Source organism: Microbacterium flavum, from assembly GCF_018717645.1.
In the GTDB taxonomy this organism is placed as follows: domain Bacteria; phylum Actinomycetota; class Actinomycetes; order Actinomycetales; family Microbacteriaceae; genus Microbacterium; species Microbacterium flavum.
Window position 1 is genome coordinate 229,327 of record NZ_JAFLHG010000002.1, and the last position, 18,068, is coordinate 247,394.

The following is an 18,068-nucleotide window of genomic DNA, read 5'->3' on the forward strand; positions in this document are numbered from 1 at the left end:
CATGCCGGTGCGCAGCATGCCCGTCCCCGATGGGCTCGACGGGGTGCGCGTCGACGCGGCCCTCGCGAAGCTCCTCGGTCTGTCGCGCACCTTCGCGGCGGAGATCGCCGAGTCGGGCGGCGTGCAGCTCGGCGGACGGACCCTCGGCAAGAGCGACAAGCTCGTCGCCGACCAATGGCTGGAGGTCGCGTGGGAGGACCGTCGCGACCCGGAGATCGTCCCGATCGCCGTCCCTGAGCTCGGCATCGTGTTCGACGACGATGACATGGTGGTCGTCGACAAGCCCGCCGGTGTCGCCGCCCATCCGTCCGTCGGCTGGGAGGGACCCACGGTCCTGGGCGCCCTCGCGGCCGCCGGATACCGGATCGCGACGACCGGTGCCGCGGAGCGCCAGGGCGTCGTGCACCGGCTCGACGTCGGAACGAGCGGCCTGATGGTCGTCGCCAAGAGCGAGCGTGCGTACACGGCACTCAAGCGCGCGTTCAAGGAGCGCGAGGTCGACAAGATCTACCACGCGGTCGTCCAGGGGCACCCCGATCCGCTGGCAGGGACGATCGATGCGCCGATCGGCCGGCATCCCTCGCATTCGTGGAAGTTCGCCGTGACCCCGGACGGCAAGGATTCGATCACCCACTACGAGACGATCGAGGCCTTCCCGTCGGCCTCCCTGCTGGAGATCCATCTCGAGACCGGGCGGACCCACCAGATCCGGGTGCATATGGCCGCGCACCGCCACCCGTGCGTCGGCGATCCGCTCTACGGCGCCGACCCGACGCTCTCCGCGCGTCTGGGGCTGACGCGGCAGTGGCTGCACGCCCATGAGCTGTCGTTCGCGCACCCTGTCACGACGGACTGGGTGACGTTCACGAGCGACTACCCCGCCGATCTCGTCCACGCGCTGGACGTGCTGCGGGACTGAGCCCGCCGCGCCCCACCGGGGGCGAGGACGTCGCGGCCTGCGGCAGCGAGCGCGATCCATGCCGCCGCACGTACGAGAGGATGCCTAGCCTGGAGGCATGAGCGCCCTCTCGTCCCGACCCTGGCTCGCCTCCTACGCGGACGGAGTGCCGGCGGAGATCGAGCCCGTCACGCAGACGCTCGCTCAGATGCTGGACGACGCGGTGGCGACCTACCCTCGGCGTCCCGCGCTCGAGTTCTTCGGCGCCGTCACTTCCTACGCGCGTCTGGGCGACCAGGTCGCCCGCGCGGCGGAGGGCCTGCGCCGACTCGGGGTGGGACCCGGCGACCGCGTCGCGCTCATCCTTCCCAACTGCCCCCAGCACGTCGTGGCCTTCTACGCCGTGCAGCGTCTCGGCGCGATCGTCGTCGAGCACAACCCGCGGTACACGGCACCGGAACTCCGGCACCTGTTCGAGGTGCACCATGCCCGCGTCGCGATCGTGTGGGATGCGATCGCGGACACGATCGCCGAGTTCCCGTCCGACATCCTGCCCGAGCGGATCGTGCCGGTCACGATGACCGATGCGATGCCGCGTCGCACGCGGGCCCTCCTCCGCCTGCCCCTGCCGAAGGCGCGTGCGTCGCGGGCGGCCCTGACCTCCCATCCGCGGGCGCGTGGACTTCTGCCCTGGGCGAAGCTCGTCGGCGGACGCCGGATCCCGCGCCGAGTGCCGCGCCCCACACTCGATGACACCGCGGTGCTGCAGTTCACGAGCGGGACGACGGGGCACCCGAAGGCCGCCGTTCTGAGCCACCGCAACCTCCGCTCGAATGCCGCACAGTCCGAGGCCTGGGTTCCGGACCTCCGGCACGGTGAGGAGGTCTTCTACGGGGTGCTCCCGCTCTTCCACGCCTACGGGCTCACGCTGTGCCTCACCACGGCGATCTCGATCGGGGCGCGGATCGTCCTTTTCCCGACCTTCGACGTCGGTCTGACCCTCACGGCCATGCGGCGCACCGCACCGACGTTCCTGCCCGCCGTCCCGCCGATCTACGACGCGCTCGCGCGGGCGACCTCGCGTGCGGGTACCGACCTCTCGACGCTGCGCAACGCGATCTCCGGCGCCATGGCGTTGCCCGCGGCAACCGTGCAGCGGTGGGAGAAGGCCACGGGAGGCATCCTGGTGGAGGGCTACGGGATGACGGAGTCCTCGCCGATCAGCATCGGGAACCCGATGGGTCCGCTGCGCCGCACCGGCACCGTCGGCGTTCCCTTCCCGAGCACCGAGATCCGCGTCGTCGACCCGGACCAGCCGAGCGTCGACCGCGCGACCGGTGAACCGGGGGAGCTCCTCGTCCGCGGGCCGCAGGTCTTCAGCGGCTACTGGAACCAGCCGGAGGAGACCGCGAGCACGCTCCTCGAAGGCGGGTGGCTGCGCACCGGCGACATCGTCGTGGCCGACGCCGACGGATTCGTCACGGTCGTGGACCGGATGAAGGAGCTCATCATCACCGGCGGCTTCAACATCAGCCCGAGCGAGGTGGAGGACGTCCTGCTGCGGGATCCGGATGTCGTCGATGCCGCCGTCGTCGGGATCCCACGGCCCGACGGAGGAGAGGCGGTGACGGCGGCGGTCGTCCTGCGCGCGGGCGCGGCCTTCGACGTCGACCGGATCCGCGCGCACGCGCGCGAGCACCTGGCCGCCTACAAGGTGCCGCGCTCGGTCGTGCTCTTCGACGAGCTGCCGCGCTCGCTCGTCGGGAAGGTGCTCCGGCGCGAGGTGCGCGAGGAGATCGTCCGTCGCCGGCAGGCGTGACCGGCGGGGCGGACTCCGACCAGCCGTCGCTCAGGTGCCGCCCGCGAAGGCGGCCGGCCCGTCCGCGTCCCGCGCGACGGCGATCTTGTCGCGATGGGCGGGGTCGATCTCCGCGAGATCGTCGAGATCCCGCCAGCCGACCTCGGTGAGCTCCCCGTCAGCGGGATGCGGTGCGCCGGACACCCACTCGCAGCGGAACACGAGGTCCAGATAGTCGACGCGGTCGCCATTCCCGTACGTCACGCGCGGGAGCTGCCGCACGCCGGCGAGCCGCGTCGCGCGGATCACCACCCCCGCCTCCTCCGCGCACTCGCGTCGCGCGGCATCCGCCGGTTCCTCGCCCGGGTCGACGATGCCCGAGATGCACTGCCATGCCCCGTTGTCGGCCCGCCGACCCACGAGGACCCGGTCGCCCTGGAACACGACGGCCGTGACCCCGACCAGGGGGATCGGGCGGGAGCCGATCAGTGCGCGGAGGTCGAGGACGAACTCGGGGGTGCCCATGGCTCGAGGCTATCGGGCGGGGGTGAGGTTCGACTCGAGGGTGAGGTCACCCGGGCCGGAGGCGGCGAGCGCGACCCGCGACGTCGGATGCTCTTCGTAGACTCGGGTGGTGCCATCCGATTCCTTCGTCCATCTGCACGTGCACAGCGAGTACTCGATGCTCGACGGTGCGGCCAAGATCGGCGCGATGACGCAGGCGGCCGCCGAGTACGGCATGCCCGCGATCGCCGTCACCGACCACGGCAACACGTTCGCGGCGTTCGAGTTCTACAACGCCGCCCGCAGCGCCGGGGTCAAGCCGATCATCGGGCTCGAGGCCTATGTCACGCCCGGCACGCACCGCAGCGACAAGTCGCGCGTGCAGTGGGGATCGCCCGATCAGAAGAGCGACGACGTCTCGGGATCGGGCGCCTACACCCACATGACCATGTGGAGCCAGACGACCGAGGGCATGCACAATCTGTTCCGGCTGAGCTCCCGTTCGAGCATGGAGGGCTACTACTTCAAGCCCCGCATGGATCGCGAGCTGCTGCAGACCTACGGCAAGGGGCTCATCGCCACGACCGGCTGCCCGTCGGGCGAGGTCCAGACACGCCTGCGCCTCGGGCAGTACGACGCGGCGCGCGCCGCTGCGGCAGAGTTCCAGGACATCTTCGGCAAGGAGAACTACTTCGCCGAGATCATGGACCACGGCCTCTCGATCGAGCGCCGCGTCATGACCGACCTCGTGCGTCTCGCGAAGGATCTCGACATCCCGCTCGTCGCGACGAACGACTCGCACTACACCCACCAGCACGAGGCCGATGCGCACGAGGCCCTGCTCTGCGTGCAGTCGGGATCGACACTCGACGACCCCAATCGCTTCAAGTTCGACGGCGACGGCTACTACATCAAGACCGCGGCGGAGATGCGGCAGATGTTCCGCGACCACCCCGAGGCGTGCGACAACACGCTGCTGATCGCCGAGCGATGCGAGGTCGAGTTCAACACCGCGGCGAACTACATGCCGCGGTTCCCCGTGCCCGACGGCGAGACGGAAGACAGCTGGCTGATCAAGGAGGTCGAGAACGGCCTCCACTACCGGTACCCCGGCGGAATCCCCGACAAGGTCCGCGCTCAGGCCGAGTACGAGACAGGAATCATCCTGCAGATGGGCTTCCCGGGGTACTTCCTCGTCGTCGCCGACTTCATCAACTGGGCCAAGGACAACGGCATCCGGGTGGGTCCCGGGCGCGGTTCGGGTGCGGGCTCGATGGTCGCCTACGCAATGAAGATCACCGACCTCGACCCGCTCGAGCACGGCCTCATCTTCGAACGGTTCCTGAACCCCGACCGCGTCTCGATGCCCGACTTCGACGTCGACTTCGACGACCGCCGCCGCGGCGAGGTGATCGAGTACGTCACCGAGAAGTACGGCTCGGAGCGCGTCGCCCAGATCGTCACCTACGGCACGATCAAGTCGAAGCAGGCGCTGAAGGATGCCGGGCGCGTGCTCGGATTCCCGTTCAGCATGGGGGAGAAGCTCACCAAGGCCATGCCGCCGGCCGTCATGGGCAAGGACATGGAGCTCGGCGGCATGTTCGACCCGGAGCACAAGCGCTACAAGGAGGCGAGCGAGTTCCGCGCTCTCATCGAGAGCGACCCGGAGACCAAGACGGTCTTCGACCGCGCGCTCGGCCTCGAGGGCCTGAAGCGTCAATGGGGTGTGCACGCCGCGGGCGTCATCATGTCGAGCGAGCCGCTGCTCGACATCATCCCGATCATGCGTCGCGAGCAGGACGGCCAGATCGTCACGCAGTTCGACTACCCGTCGTGCGAGGCTCTCGGCCTCATCAAGATGGACTTCCTGGGGCTCCGCAACCTCACGATCATCTCCGACGCGCTCGACAACATCCGGATGAACCGAGGGGAGGAGCTCGACCTCGAGCACCTCGCCCTCGACGATCGTCCCGCCTACGACCTGTTGACCCGCGGCGACACGCTCGGCGTGTTCCAGCTCGACGGCGGGCCGATGCGGTCCCTGCTGCGCCTCATGAAGCCGGACAACTTCGAGGACATCTCGGCCGTCATCGCGCTGTACCGGCCGGGCCCCATGGGCGCGAACTCGCACACGAACTACGCGCTGCGCAAGAACGGCCTGCAGCCGATCACCCCCATCCACCCCGAGCTCGAAGAGCCGCTGCGCGACATCCTCGACACGACCTACGGCCTGATCATCTATCAGGAGCAGGTCATGGCGATCGCGCAGAAGGTGGCCGGCTTCTCGCTCGGACAGGCCGACATCCTGCGCCGTGCGATGGGCAAGAAGAAGAAGTCCGAGCTCGACAAGCAGTACGAGGGCTTCTCGGGAGGCATGAAGGAGCGCGGCTTCGGGGAGGGAGCCGTCCAGGCCCTGTGGGACATCCTGCTGCCGTTCTCGGACTACGCGTTCAACAAAGCGCACTCCGCCGCCTACGGCCTGGTGTCCTACTGGACCGCGTACCTGAAGGCGCACTATCCCGCCGAGTACATGGCGGCCCTTCTCACGAGCGTCGGCGACTCGAAGGACAAGATGGCGGTCTACCTCAACGAGTGCCGTCGCATGGGCATTCAGGTACTGCCGCCCGATGTGAGCGAGTCGATCCGCTTCTTCGCGGCCGTCGGCGAGGACATCCGCTTCGGCCTCGGTGCCGTTCGAAACGTCGGTGCCAACGTCGTCGACGGCATCGTCGCCGCGCGCGCTGAGGGCCCGTACGCCTCCTTCCACGACTTCCTCGATCGCGCGCCGATGCACGTCGCGAACAAGCGCACGGTCGAGTCGCTCATCAAGGCGGGCGCATTCGACTCGATGGGCGACACGCGCCGCGCCCTGCTCGAGGTCCACGAAGACGCGGTCGAGGCGGCGGTGGATCGCAAGCGCAACGAGGCGCAGGGCGCCATCGGGTTCGACTTCGACAGCCTCTACGACGCGACCGAGGAGGTCGTGCCGGCCAAGGTTCCCCCGCGCCCCGAGTGGACGAAGAAGGACAAGCTCGCCTTCGAGCGGGAGATGCTGGGCCTCTACGTCTCCGACCATCCGCTCGCCGGCCTGGAGATCCCGCTCGCCAAGCATGCGTCCACGTCGATCCACGATCTGCTCGCCGACGAGGGCGTCTCCGACGGCGACATCGTGACGGTCGCCGGCCTCGTCACGAGCGTCCAGCATCGCGTCGCGAAGCAGAGCGGCAACCCCTACGGCATGATCACCGTCGAGGACTTCGACGGTGAGGTCACCGTCATGTTCATGGGCAAGACCTATACCGAGTTCTCCTCGATGCTCGTCGCCGACTCGATCCTCGTCGTCCGCGGGCGGGTCTCCCGTCGCGACGATGGGCTGAACCTGCACGGACAGTCGGCCTTCACCCCCGACCTTGGCTCCATCGACACGACCGGCGCGCTCGTGCTCCTCATGCCCGAGCATCGGGCGACGGAGGCGACGGTCGGCGAACTGGCGCAGGTCTTCCGGCGGCATCCGGGAGAGACCGAGGTGACGGTGAAGCTCCATCGCGCAGGGACGGCGAAGGTCTTCGAAGTGCCCGCCCGCGTCGGCGTCTCCGTCGATCTCTACGGCGAGCTGAAGGGTCTCCTGGGTCCGCAGTGTCTCGGGTGACGCATCACCCGTGCGGGTAGGATCGCTGGCGACCTCTTCGTCCTGGAAGGACCGATCGTGACCGACGAGAAGAACACCCTCCCGACCTCCGAACCCGCCGCTGAGGTTCCCTTCGCGGCGGACGCCGACGGCGCCCCGACGCCGGAGGATCACCCCTTCACCCCGCCGGCGACCAGCGCCGATGCGCCCGACTCCGAGCGTGCGACTGATCCCGGATCCGATCCCGATTCGGACCCCGATGTCGCGTTGGACTCCGTCTCCGACGCGTTCGCCGCGATGACGGACGGACCCGACGGGGTAGATGCCGCGGCGCCCGTGCAGTACGGCCTGGGCCCGTTCTCGATCCGAGAGGTCGCCCTGGGCGGCGTCTGGCTCGTCGCCTTCGTCGTGTCGTTCTTCCCCGTGTACCACGGGTCCGGCTCGGTCTGGTCGTCCGGGATCGACTGGGTCCTCACGATCGGCGCCCCCACGATCGCCGTCTTCCTGCTGGCGCTGCGCCGCCTGTCCCCGCAGGGCATCCGCCGGGTGGGCTCGCTCGGGATCGACCAGTTCGCCTCGGTCACCTTCACCGTCTCCGCGCTCATCTGGCTCGGCATCCTGTGGTCCTCGTTCGTCACTCTCTTCGATCAGCGCCTGTTCTACGGCACCTGGGTGATCTGGGTGGAGTTCATCGTGATGCTCGCCGGCGTCCTGCTGACCGTCTTCGCCCCGCTGTTCCCGACCATCGGGGACGACTTCCGTCACCGCCCCGAGGTGCCGGCGCACCGCTTCGCCAGCCCCGCGCGCCCCGTCGTCGCACGCCCCCGCACGCCCCGCCCGGCACCCGCCGAGGTCCCCGCCGCCACCGCCTCCGCCCCGCCGGCGGACGGCACGGATGCCATCGTCGACCCGGGGGAGCGGGACGATCTCGCGGCGGCGTCCCTGTCCGAGACGACGGTGATCGACACCGCCGAGGTCGCGGATGCTGCGCCGTCCGCCTCCCAGGCGTTCTGGGCGCTCGCGCCCGAGGAGCGTCCCATCGTCGACGACGCCGGGGCGACGCTGTTCCACATCGGTCCCACGGCGTGGGCGCTCGTCATCGACGATCTGGGCGACCGTTTCGTCGTGCGTCACGAGGACGGCCGGATCGGCTACCTCACCGACGTCTCCGGCGTCATGCGCGGCTGACGCGCGGGTCGTGGCATTAGCCTGGTCGGATGCTCCGCACGATTGACCTGCGCGGTCGAGACCTCTCCACCGCCGCCCTGCTCGCTGCCGTTCCGCGTGCGCAGGCCGCACGCGCGGAGGCGCTGAGTGCGGCTGCCGACATCGTCGCCGACGTGCGCGAGCGGGGCGAGGAATCGCTCCGCGCGCAGGCGGAGCGCTTCGACCGTGTCGAGGGGCACGATATCCGCGTCCCCGCGGCACACCTCGACGAGGCTCTCGCGCGCCTCGATCCCGCCGTCCGCGCGGCGCTGGAAGAGGCGATCCGCCGCGTTCGCATCGCCTCGGCCGCTCAGGTGCCGGCGCCGCAGGTGACCGAGCTCGGGCCGGGTGCGCGCGTCGAGCAGCGCTGGCAGCCGGTGCGGCGCGCGGGCGTCTACGTGCCGGGTGGAAAGGCCGTCTATCCCTCCAGCGTCGTCATGAACGTCGTCCCTGCGCAGGTCGCGGGCGTCGGACAGGTGGCTCTGGCCTCGCCGCCGCAGGCCGAGTTCGGCGGGCGGGTGCACCCCGACATCCTCGCCGCCGCGCGCCTGCTCGGCGTGGACGAGGTCTACGCGATGGGCGGGGCGGGAGCCGTCGCGGCCTACGCGTACGGTGTCGCGTCGCTGGGTCTCGAGCCCGTCGACGTGGTCTCCGGTCCGGGCAACAATTTCGTCGCCGCGGCCAAGCGCGCCGTCGGCGGCGTGGTGGGCACCGATTCGGAGGCCGGCGCCACCGAGATCCTCGTGGTGGCCGATGAGACCGCGTCCGCGGTCCTCATCGCGGTCGACCTCATCAGCCAGGCCGAGCACGACGAGCAGGCGTCCGCGGTGCTCGTCACATGGTCGCCGGACCTCGCCGACCGGGTGCGGGAGTCGGTGGCTGCCCGGGTCGACGCGACCCGCAACGGCGTCCGGGCCCGCACCGCTCTGGAGGGCCCGCAGTCGGCGATCGTCCTCGTCGACGACCGGTCGACGGCGACCGCGTTCAGCAATGCGTACGCGCCCGAGCACCTCGAACTGCACCTCGCCGACCCGCGACCGGAGGAATTCGTCAACGCCGGGGCCGTCTTCGTCGGCGAGAACTCTCCGGTGAGCCTCGGCGACTACCTCGCGGGCAGCAACCACGTCCTCCCCACCGGGGGACAGGCGCGATACGCGGCGGGCCTGTCGGCCTCCACCTTCCTGCGACCCCAGCAGGTCATCGCCTACGACCGGGATGCCTTGCGCGCCGTGGAACGCGGCATCGTCGCCCTGGCGGATGCCGAGGCGCTGCCCGCCCACGGCGAGGCCGTCACCGCGCGGTTCACGGAGGTGGGTGCCTGATGCACTGCCCCTTCTGCCGTCACGCCGACTCCCGGGTGATCGACTCGCGCACGAGCGATGATGGCCTGTCCATCCGCCGTCGCCGCCAATGCCCGCAGTGCGGCGGCCGGTTCTCCACAATCGAAACGGCGAGCCTCAACGTCATCAAGCGGTCCGGGGTCATCGAGCCGTTCAGTCGCGAGAAGGTCATGTCGGGCGCGCGGAAGGCGTGCCAGGGCCGGCCGGTCACCGAGGCCGACCTCGCGGTCCTCGCGCAGGCCGTCGAGGAGGCGGTCCGCCAGACCGGCTCCTCCCAGATCGACACGAACGAGATCGGCCTGGCGATCCTGGGCCCGCTGCGCGAGCTCGACGAAGTCGCCTACCTGCGCTTCGCGAGCGTCTACCAGGCCTTCGACTCGCTGGAGGACTTCGAGGCATCCATCGCCCAGCTGCGCGCCGATCACCGCGCCGGCCATCGCGTCGACGCGGATTAAACCCGGACGCGGCGTCGGGGCCGGCGCAGCGTGCGCCCTAGGCTGGATCCGATGTATCCCTTCATCTTCCGCACGTTCTTCGCGCGCATGGACCCCGAGCGCGCGCATCACCTCGTCATCCCGGTCATCCGCGTGCTCGGCGTGTGGCCGTTCGCGCCGATCGCGCGCGCTTTGACCCGCCCGGATCCGTCGCTGCGGACCCGCGCGCTCGGGCTCCAGTTCGACTCGCCCTTCGGCGTCGCGGCCGGCTTCGACAAGAACGCGGTCATGACCGAGGGGCTCTACGCGCTGGGCTTCGGCCACGTCGAGGTCGGCACCGTGACCGCGATCCCGCAGGAGGGCAACCCGCGACCGCGGCTGTACCGCCTGATCGAGGATCGCGGCCTCATCAACCGGATGGGGTTCAACAACGCCGGCGCCGGCGCGGCCGCGGCCCGCCTGCGCCGCTCGGGGCGGCGGTCGCGCCGGACGATCCTCGGCGCCAACATCGGCAAGAGCCGTGTCGTCGATGTCGAGCAGGCGACCGCCGACTACGTCACGAGCACGGAGCTCGTCGCGCCGGTCGCCGACTACCTCGTCGTCAACGTCTCCTCGCCCAACACCCCGGGCCTGCGCGGGCTGCAGGCCGTGGAGACGCTCCGTCCGCTGCTGGAGGCGGTGCGGGATGCCGCCGGGTCCACGCCGCTGCTCGTGAAGATCGCCCCCGACCTCCCCGACGAGGAGATCGCGGCGATCGCCCGTCTCGCCGTGGACACGGGGCTCGCCGGACTCGTCGCCACCAACACCACGATCGCGCGTGAACCGCTGCAGACCCCCGCCGCGGCCGTGGAGGCGATGGGCGCCGGCGGGCTCTCCGGGGCGCCGCTGCGCTCCCGCGCCGTCGCCGTGCTGAGGATCGTCCGCGACGCCGTGCCCGCGGACTTCTGCGTCATCTCGGCGGGCGGCGTGGAGACGGCCGACGACGTGCGCGAGCGACTCGCCGCCGGCGCGGACCTCGTCCAGGGATACACCGGGTTCATCTACCGCGGCCCGCTGTGGGCGCGGCAGATCAACCGCGGGCTCGCGCGCGGCCGCTGAGGCGGCGCCGCGGGATCAGGCCGGGTACTGGCCGCGCCCCACCTGCGGCTTGGGGAGGCGCATGAAGCGCATCTGGACGGTGCGCATCGCGGCGTACCAGCCCAGACCCTTCTCGACGCGGTCGCCGAACTTGGCCCGCGCGAGCTTCTTCACGCGCGTGCTGGTGATGATCATGTCGCCGACGACGAAGAGGATGAACACCCAGAGCCCGACGAAGGCGTAGTAGACCACGGCGGTGTTCTGGACGAGGCTCACGAGGATCACGATCAGCATGAGGGGCATGAGGAGTTCGCCTGCATGCCAACCGGCGTCGACGAAGTCGCGCACGAACTTGCGCTGCGGACCCTTGTCGCGCACCGGGAGGTACTTGTCCTCGCCCGCCGCCATCCCCTTGCGCGCCTTCTCGCGCTGCGCGGCGAGCTCGGATTTGGCGCGGGAGCGGGCCTCCCGGGAATCCGGCACGAGTGGACGCTTGCGCGCCGCCTCCTGCTCCGCCCGGGTCGGTGTCGGGCGGTTCTTGCCCGGTCCGGCATCGGCGTCGGGTGCGGTGTCGGGTGCGGGCGGCGGGGTCTTGGCCACGGGAGAATCCTCGGTGTCGGGGCGAGAGGCGCGCGAGAGGCGCCCCATAAGATTACCCGCATGAGCCCCGAGACCACCCCGGATACTGATCGTCGCGCCCGCGTGCGCGACGCGGCCCTCGCTGCCGTGCCCGCCGCCCTCGCCGACCTCGGCACCCTGGTGCGGATCCCGTCGATCGCCTTCCCCGGCTTCGACCGGGCAGAAGTGGCGCGCAGTGCGGACGCGGTGAAGGCTCTCCTGGACGACCTCGGCATCTTCGAGCGCGTCGAGATCCGCACGGCCGTCGTGCCGGAGACCGGCGTCCCGGGGATGCCGGCGGTGCTGGCCACCCGGCGTGCTCGCAACGGGCGGCCCACGATCCTCCTGTACGCGCACCACGACGTGCAGCCGGTCGGCGATGAGTCCCTCTGGGAGTCGCCCCCGTTCGAGCCCACGGTGCGCGGTGGACGGCTGTACGGGCGCGGCGCCGCCGATGACAAGGCGGGCATCATGGCGCACGTGGGCGCACTCCGAGCCCTCGTCGCCGCGCTCGGTTCCGACGTCGACCTGGGCGTCAACCTCTTCATCGAAGGCGAGGAGGAGGCCGGCTCGGCATCCTTCGCGGCGTTCCTGCACGAGAACGCCGACGCGCTCCGCGCCGACGTCATCGTGGTGGCGGACTCGGGAAACTGGGATGCGACCACTCCCGCGCTGACGGTGTCGCTGCGCGGCAACGCGCGGTTCACCCTGACCGTGCGCACGCTCGAGCACGCCTCGCACTCGGGCATGTTCGGCGGCGCCGTCCCCGACGCGATGCTCGCGACGATCCGCCTCCTCGACACGCTGTGGGACGAGGACGGCGCCGTCGCCGTCGATGGCGTCATCGAGCGGGATGCCGAGACGCCGGAATACTCGGAGGAGACCCTGCGGGACGAGGCCGGCCTCCCCGCAGGCGTGCAGCCGATCGGTCGCGGCTCGATCCTCAGCCGCATCTGGAACAAGCCGTCCGTGACCGTCACCGGGATCGACGCGCCCAGCGTCCGCAACGCCTCCAACACGCTCACCCCGGAGGTCTCGGTCGTCATCAGCATGCGGGTCGCCCCCGGGCAGGACGCCCGCACCGCGTACGCCGCGCTCGAGGCGCACCTGCGCGCGCACGCTCCGTTCGGCGCCGAGCTGACCTTCAGCGACATCGACTGCGGCGACGGGTTCCTCGTCGACACGAGCGGCACGGCGGTCACCGCCGCTCGCGCCGCACTGGAAGACGGATACGGCGCCGCCCCCGTCGACATCGGGGTCGGAGGATCGATCCCGTTCATCGCGGATCTGGTGCGCGAGTTCCCGCAGGCCCAGATCCTCGTCACCGGCGTCGAGGACCCGCACGCACGGGCCCACAGCCCGAACGAGTCGCTGCACCTCGACACGTTCCGCCATGCCCTGCTGTCCGAAGCACTCCTCCTCGAGCGGCTGGATCGCGACGGGCTCTGAGGCATCCCGGGGGCATCCGACGCGGCCGTGCCCGCGGCATCCGACGCTCGTCCGCGCCGTCCGCGTGCCGGGCGCGTAGAATCGTGACATCCCGCCGGCTCAGCCGGCGCCGCCGACCCGGCACCGCGGGCCGGCCCGACGTCTCCGGGAGAGTGCCATGACCGACACCGCCATCACCAACGCGACCACCGCCGAGAAGGCCCACGGAGTCGGGCTCACCGACGCCGCCGCAGCGAAGGTGAAGAGCCTCCTCGACCAGGAGGGCCGCGATGACCTGCGCCTGCGCGTGGCCGTGCAGCCCGGCGGGTGCTCCGGCCTCATCTACCAGCTCTACTTCGACGAGCGCTTCCTCGACGGCGACCAGGCGGTCGATTTCGACGGTGTCGAGGTCATCGTGGACGACATGTCGGTCCCGTACCTCGACGGTGCGACGATCGACTTCAAGGACACCATCTCCGAGCAGGGTTTCACGATCGACAACCCCAACGCGGCAGGCAGCTGCGCGTGCGGAGACAGCTTCCACTGACCCGTCTGTTCCGGCGCCGGTCGGGCCGGAAAAACCCCTCCGATAGTGGCTGACATCCTGGACGGATGGCCTGAATCGGGTAGGAGGTTGCCCTAGACTGAACGGTGTTCGACCTTCATGACCCCGAAAGGTGCACCGTGCGAGTCACACGCCGCCTCCGCTGGGCCGTCATCCCGCTCGGAATCGCTACGGCGATCGGTCTCGCGGGCTGCACGACCAGCCAGCTGAACGGCTTCCTGCCGGGCTTCACCGACGATGGCACCCAGGCCACGAACCACACCGAGATGGTCTCCGGACTGTGGGTGAACTCATGGATCGTGCTGCTCGTGGTCGGCATCATCACCTGGACGCTGATGGGCTGGGCGGCGATCGCCTACCGCCGTCGCAAGGGCCAGCGCGGCCTGCCTGTGCAGCTGCGCTACAACATGCCGATCGAGATCTTCTACACGATCGTGCCGCTCATCCTCGTCCTCGGCTTCTTCGCCTTCACGGCGCGCGACCAGGCGATCATTGAGACCCAGTACGACGAGCCCGATGCGTGCATCACCGCCATCGGCAAGCAGTGGGCGTGGGACTTCCAGTACGCCGAGCAGGACTGCGACGACGCGGATGCGGCCGTCTGGACGATGGGTGTGCAGGCGCAGACCGATGCGCAGGGCAACATCACCAGCGAGCTGCCGACGCTCTACCTGCCCGTCGACAAGAAGATCAAGATCAAGCTCACCTCGCGCGATGTGATCCACTCGTTCTGGATCATCGACTTCCTGTACAAGAAGGACATGTACATCGGGAAGGACAACTACATGTCCTTCATCCCCACTCGCGTCGGCGAATACGACGGCAAGTGCGCGGAGCTCTGCGGCCAGTACCACTCGATGATGCTCTTCAAGGTGAAGGTCGTCGAGCAGGCCGACTACGACGCCTATCTCGACTCGCTGCGAGAGGCCGGCCAGACCGGCGATATCAACGAGGCCTACAACCGCCTGCAGAACCTGCCGGGTACGGGCGCCACCCCTGAAGCCGAGGGAGACCACTGATGGCGACGACGCTTCCGTTGCAGGGTGAGGCCCCGCACCGCCCGACCACCCTGCCCCCGCGGCAGGCGGCCCTGATGAGCTCGACCCGCGTCGAGCAGAAGGGCAACATCCTCGTCCGGTGGATCACCTCCACCGACCACAAGACGATCGGGTACATGTACCTCATCGCCTCGGTGATCTTCTTCCTCCTCGGTGGCGTGATGGCACTCATCATCCGCGCCGAGCTGTTCGAGCCGGGCATGCAGATCATCCCGACGAAGGACCAGTACAACCAGCTGTTCACGATGCACGGCACGATCATGCTGCTGATGTTCGCGACGCCGCTGTTCGCCGGGTTCGCCAACGCGATCCTCCCGCTGCAGATCGGCGCGCCGGACGTCGCCTTCCCGCGTCTGAACGCCTTCGCGCTCTGGCTGTTCATCTTCGGATCGCTGATCGCCGTCGCCGGCTTCCTCACCCCGCAGGGTGCGGCAGCCTTCGGATGGTTCGCCTACCAGCCTCTCGCCGGTGCGAGCTTCTCGCCGGGTGCGGGAGGGAACCTCTGGATGCTCGGCCTCGGCATGAGCGGGTTCGGCACGATCCTGGGTGCCGTGAACTTCATCACGACCATCATCACGATGCGGGCGCCCGGCATGACCATGTGGCGCATGCCGATCTTCTCGTGGAACACGCTCGTCACGAGCATCCTCATCCTGATGGCGTTCCCCGTCCTCGCCGCCGCGATCCTCGCCGCCGGCGCCGACCGCGTGCTCGGTGCGCACATCTACGACCCGGCCAACGGCGGCGTGCTCCTCTGGCAGCACCTGTTCTGGTTCTTCGGCCACCCCGAGGTGTACATCATCGCGCTGCCGTTCTTCGGCATCGTCTCGGAGATCTTCCCGGTCTTCAGCCGCAAGCCGATCTTCGGGTACAAGACCCTCGTCTACGCGACCATCGCGATCGCCGCCCTGTCGGTGTCGGTGTGGGCGCACCACATGTACGTCACCGGCGCCGTGCTGCTGCCCTTCTTCGCCCTCATGACGATGCTCATCGCCGTCCCGACGGGCGTGAAGATCTTCAACTGGATCGGCACCATGTGGCGGGGCTCGATCACCTTCGAGACGCCGATGGTGTTCTCGCTGGGCTTCCTCGTCTCCTTCGTCTTCGGCGGTCTGACGGGCGTCATCCTCGCTTCGCCGCCTCTGACCTTCCACCTCTCCGACTCGTACTTCGTCGTCGCCCACTTCCACTACGTGGTCTTCGGCACGGTCGTGTTCGCGATGTTCGCCGGCTTCTACTTCTGGTGGCCGAAGTGGACGGGGCGGATGCTGAACGAACGCCTCGGCATGGTGCACTTCTGGCTGCTGTTCATCGGCTTCCACATGACGTTCCTCATCCAGCACTGGCTGGGTGTGGAGGGCATGGTGCGCCGCTACGCCGACTACTCCGCCGCCGACGGATTCACGTGGCAGAACCAGGTCTCCACGATCGGCGCCATGATCCTCGGCGCCTCGATGATCCCGTTCTTCCTGAACGTCTGGATCACCTCGCGCAAGGCGCCGATGGTGACGGTCAACGACCCGTGGGGCTACGGCGGTTCGCTCGAGTGGGCGACCAGCTGCCCGCCGCCGCGGCACAACTTCACCTCGATCCCGCGCATCCGCAGCGAGCGTCCCGCGTTCGATCTGAACCACCCCGAGGCGGCCGTCCCGGTCGGCGTGGGGCCGGCGAAGGATGCCCCCGATGCGCCCGTTCAGGATGTCGCCACGGGAGAGGTGAAGTAAGTGAAGACCAACGTCAACCTGTGGTGGATCCTCTCCGGATTCTTCTTCCTGTGCTTCGCCCTGTACACGGGCTGGAACATCATCGAGCACTCGAGCGTGCCGTGGTACCACGCCATCGAGTGGGTGGGCACGGTCGCCCTGCTGTTCACGGTGTTCATGGGCGCCATGATCGCGTTCTACGTCGACCGGGTGCACCGCGCCCAGGGCGGTGAGCTGCCCGAGGACACCCTCACGGCGGACATCGACGACGGCGACCCGGAGATCGGCGAGTTCAGCCCCTGGTCGTGGTGGCCGCTCGTGCTGGCCTTCTCCGCCGCCCTGGCGATCCTCGGCCTCGCGGTCGGCACGTTCCTGCTCCCGATCGGCGTTGCGGTGTTCGTGGTCGCGATCGTCGGCTGGGTCTACGAGTACTACCGCGGATACTTCGCGCGCTGAGTCGACCCTCCGTCTCTCCGTGACGCTCTCCCTGCGCTCGGCCGTCGTCAGTGACATCGGTCCGTTCCGAAGCACCAACCAGGATGCTGCTTTCTTCGCGGACTGGGCGGTCGGCGTTGCGGACGGGGTCGGCGGTGGGCCGGCGGGCGATCTCGCCTCGGCCGCCCTCGTGCACCGGCTCGCCGCGGGGAGCCCTCGTGCGGTCGACGCGTCCGGCTTGATCGACCGGATCCGCTGGGCCAACTGGGACCTGCGCGCCCATGTCCGGCGTGATCCGGCGCTCGCGGGGATGGCCACGACGTTGACGACGATCTGGCTCTCGCCGGCCGGGGGGCTGGTCCTCGCGCACACGGGTGATTCCCGCGCCTATCTGCTGCGGGACGGCCGGTTCCAGCGTCAGACCCGCGACGATTCGCTTGTGCAGGCGTTGGTCGACCAGGGCGTCGTTCGCGCCGAGGATGCCATGACGCATCCGCAGCGCAACGTGATCACCGCATCGCTGCGCGGCGGTCCAGCCGACGTCGTGCACGTCGCCGATCTGACGCCCCTGCAGGGCGATCGGTGGGTCATCTGCAGCGACGGGGTCAGCGACTACCTCCCGGACGACGCGATCGCCGAGATCGCGGCGGGCACGACGGATCCCGACGCGACGGCGCAGGCGCTTGTCGCGCTGGCCCTCCAGGCGGGTTCGCGGGACAACGTCACCGCTGTCGTGGCGGACCTCGTCCCGGGCATCCCCACGCGCAAGCCTGCCCGCTTCGCAGGATCGGCCGCCGACCTCTTCGCGGAAGCCGTCGACATCGCCGGCTGATCCGACGGTGTCCATCGGCCTCCGCGTCAGAGAGTCCGAAGGTCACAGAGTCCGAGCGTCAGCGAGTCCGAGGGTCTGCGCTGACGATCCCGGTCAGCGCACCGGCATGACGAGCGGATCGAAACGCCGGGAGAGCGGACCGGAGGCGGCATTCACCGGCAGGCCCTCGCGGGCCCAGTACTCGAAGCCGCCGATCATCTCGCGGACGGTGAAGCCCAGGCGCGCGAACTCGACGGCGCCCTTCGCGCCCGCGTTGCACCCGGGGCTCCAGCAGTAGACGACGACCGGGACGGCGGCGTCGAGTTCGCGCGGAGCGCGCACGGCGATGTCACGGTAGGGCATGTGCACGGCGCCGACCGCGTGACCCTGATCCCATGCTTCGCTGCTGCGTACGTCGACGAGGACGACGGCCTCGCCCGCCTTCTGTGCGGCGTACACGTCAGAGGGGTCGGTCTCGTGCCGGAGCTTGGCCGCGAAGTAGGCGAGGGTGTCGGAGGCATCGGTCATACGCGTGACGTTACGCGAACGAAGAAGCGGCGAGGAG

General features: G+C 69.5%; 16 protein-coding genes. 13 read left to right on the forward strand and 3 right to left on the reverse strand.

The genetic code is table 11. From position 1 onward, the window contains the following. Nucleotide 1 precedes the first annotated feature (1 nt). Together J0P97_RS03130 and J0P97_RS03135 are read left to right on the forward strand one after the other, a co-directional pair. Nucleotides 2-919, forward strand: coding sequence for an RluA family pseudouridine synthase (locus J0P97_RS03130; protein ID WP_215486313.1), 918 nt, complete (start codon nt 2-4; stop codon nt 917-919). 97 nt (nt 920-1,016) lie between these two features. Continuing rightward, entirely contained in the window at nt 1,017-2,717 is a 1,701-nt protein-coding gene (locus J0P97_RS03135; protein WP_215486314.1) for a long-chain-fatty-acid--CoA ligase, read from the forward strand. A gap of 30 nt (nt 2,718-2,747) precedes the next feature. Here J0P97_RS03135 and J0P97_RS03140 read toward each other — a convergent pair whose 3' ends face one another. Then, on the reverse strand, nt 2,748-3,221 hold the full coding sequence (locus tag J0P97_RS03140) for an NUDIX hydrolase (protein ID WP_215486315.1): 474 nt from the start codon (nt 3,219-3,221) through the stop codon (nt 2,748-2,750). A 109-nt stretch (nt 3,222-3,330) separates the two neighbouring features. On the opposite strand from J0P97_RS03140, the gene dnaE reads away from it, so the two are divergent. The 5 genes from dnaE to J0P97_RS03165 are packed head-to-tail and all read left to right on the forward strand — an operon-like array spanning nt 3,331 to nt 10,906. Continuing rightward, nucleotides 3,331-6,849: a DNA polymerase III subunit alpha gene (dnaE, locus tag J0P97_RS03145; protein WP_215486316.1), complete on the forward strand. Its 3,519-nt coding sequence runs from the start codon at nt 3,331-3,333 to the stop codon at nt 6,847-6,849. A gap of 57 nt (nt 6,850-6,906) precedes the next feature. Beyond that, complete coding sequence (locus J0P97_RS03150) at nt 6,907-8,016, forward strand: hypothetical protein (protein ID WP_308163384.1); 1,110 nt, start codon at nt 6,907-6,909, stop codon at nt 8,014-8,016. Nucleotides 8,017-8,045: 29 nt separating this feature from the next. Next, entirely contained in the window at nt 8,046-9,356 is a 1,311-nt protein-coding gene (hisD, locus tag J0P97_RS03155; RefSeq protein WP_215486317.1) for a histidinol dehydrogenase, read from the forward strand. Further along, on the forward strand, nt 9,356-9,829 hold the full coding sequence (gene nrdR, locus J0P97_RS03160; RefSeq protein WP_215486318.1) for a transcriptional regulator NrdR: 474 nt from the start codon (nt 9,356-9,358) through the stop codon (nt 9,827-9,829). Before hisD ends, nrdR begins: the two co-directional genes overlap by 1 nt. 51 nt (nt 9,830-9,880) lie before the next feature. Beyond that, a complete protein-coding gene (locus J0P97_RS03165; RefSeq protein WP_215486319.1) occupies nt 9,881-10,906 on the forward strand; it encodes a quinone-dependent dihydroorotate dehydrogenase in 1,026 nt (341 codons plus the stop codon). Between the two features lie 15 nt (nt 10,907-10,921). Here J0P97_RS03165 and J0P97_RS03170 read toward each other — a convergent pair whose 3' ends face one another. After that, the gene (locus J0P97_RS03170) at nt 10,922-11,485 is read right to left on the reverse strand and encodes a DUF3043 domain-containing protein (protein WP_215486320.1); all 564 of its coding nucleotides are present in this window, start codon (nt 11,483-11,485) and stop codon (nt 10,922-10,924) included. A gap of 60 nt (nt 11,486-11,545) precedes the next feature. Here J0P97_RS03170 and J0P97_RS03175 point away from each other — a divergent pair, with 60 nt between their 5' ends. From J0P97_RS03175 to J0P97_RS03200, 6 genes are all read left to right on the forward strand, one after another. Further along, on the forward strand, nt 11,546-12,952 hold the full coding sequence (locus J0P97_RS03175) for a dipeptidase (protein ID WP_215486321.1): 1,407 nt from the start codon (nt 11,546-11,548) through the stop codon (nt 12,950-12,952). 157 nt (nt 12,953-13,109) lie between these two features. Then, the gene (gene erpA / locus J0P97_RS03180) at nt 13,110-13,478 is read left to right on the forward strand and encodes an iron-sulfur cluster insertion protein ErpA (RefSeq protein ID WP_215486322.1); all 369 of its coding nucleotides are present in this window, start codon (nt 13,110-13,112) and stop codon (nt 13,476-13,478) included. Between the two features lie 137 nt (nt 13,479-13,615). Continuing rightward, entirely contained in the window at nt 13,616-14,515 is a 900-nt protein-coding gene (gene ctaC, locus J0P97_RS03185; RefSeq protein WP_215486323.1) for an aa3-type cytochrome oxidase subunit II, read from the forward strand. Then, nucleotides 14,515-16,278, forward strand: a complete 1,764-nt coding sequence (gene ctaD, locus J0P97_RS03190; protein WP_215486324.1) for an aa3-type cytochrome oxidase subunit I — start codon at nt 14,515-14,517, stop codon at nt 16,276-16,278. Before ctaC ends, ctaD begins: the two co-directional genes overlap by 1 nt. Continuing rightward, entirely contained in the window at nt 16,279-16,713 is a 435-nt protein-coding gene (locus tag J0P97_RS03195; RefSeq protein ID WP_215486325.1) for a cytochrome c oxidase subunit 4, read from the forward strand. It abuts the gene before it with no gap. A gap of 19 nt (nt 16,714-16,732) precedes the next feature. Continuing rightward, on the forward strand, nt 16,733-17,524 hold the full coding sequence (locus J0P97_RS03200) for a PP2C family protein-serine/threonine phosphatase (RefSeq protein ID WP_215486326.1): 792 nt from the start codon (nt 16,733-16,735) through the stop codon (nt 17,522-17,524). A 93-nt stretch (nt 17,525-17,617) separates the two neighbouring features. On the opposite strand, the gene J0P97_RS03205 is transcribed toward J0P97_RS03200, so the two are convergent. Further along, nucleotides 17,618-18,031: a rhodanese-like domain-containing protein gene (locus J0P97_RS03205; RefSeq protein WP_215486327.1), complete on the reverse strand. Its 414-nt coding sequence runs from the start codon at nt 18,029-18,031 to the stop codon at nt 17,618-17,620. Nucleotides 18,032-18,068: the final 37 nt, after the last annotated feature.

Excerpts from the sequence above, each read along its gene's own strand:
- J0P97_RS03130 (WP_215486313.1), top strand. The coding sequence starts at position 2 with ATGCCGGTGCGCAGCATGCCCGTCCCCGATGGGCTCGACGGGGTGCGC.
- J0P97_RS03135 (WP_215486314.1), top strand. The coding sequence starts at position 1,017 with ATGAGCGCCCTCTCGTCCCGACCCTGGCTCGCCTCCTACGCGGACGGA.
- J0P97_RS03140 (WP_215486315.1), bottom strand. The coding sequence starts at position 3,221 with ATGGGCACCCCCGAGTTCGTCCTCGACCTCCGCGCACTGATCGGCTCC.
- hisD (WP_215486317.1), top strand. The coding sequence starts at position 8,046 with ATGCTCCGCACGATTGACCTGCGCGGTCGAGACCTCTCCACCGCCGCC.
- nrdR (WP_215486318.1), top strand. The coding sequence starts at position 9,356 with ATGCACTGCCCCTTCTGCCGTCACGCCGACTCCCGGGTGATCGACTCG.
- J0P97_RS03165 (WP_215486319.1), top strand. The coding sequence starts at position 9,881 with ATGTATCCCTTCATCTTCCGCACGTTCTTCGCGCGCATGGACCCCGAG.
- J0P97_RS03175 (WP_215486321.1), top strand. The coding sequence starts at position 11,546 with ATGAGCCCCGAGACCACCCCGGATACTGATCGTCGCGCCCGCGTGCGC.
- erpA (WP_215486322.1), top strand. The coding sequence starts at position 13,110 with ATGACCGACACCGCCATCACCAACGCGACCACCGCCGAGAAGGCCCAC.
- ctaD (WP_215486324.1), top strand. The coding sequence starts at position 14,515 with ATGGCGACGACGCTTCCGTTGCAGGGTGAGGCCCCGCACCGCCCGACC.
- J0P97_RS03205 (WP_215486327.1), bottom strand. The coding sequence starts at position 18,031 with ATGACCGATGCCTCCGACACCCTCGCCTACTTCGCGGCCAAGCTCCGG.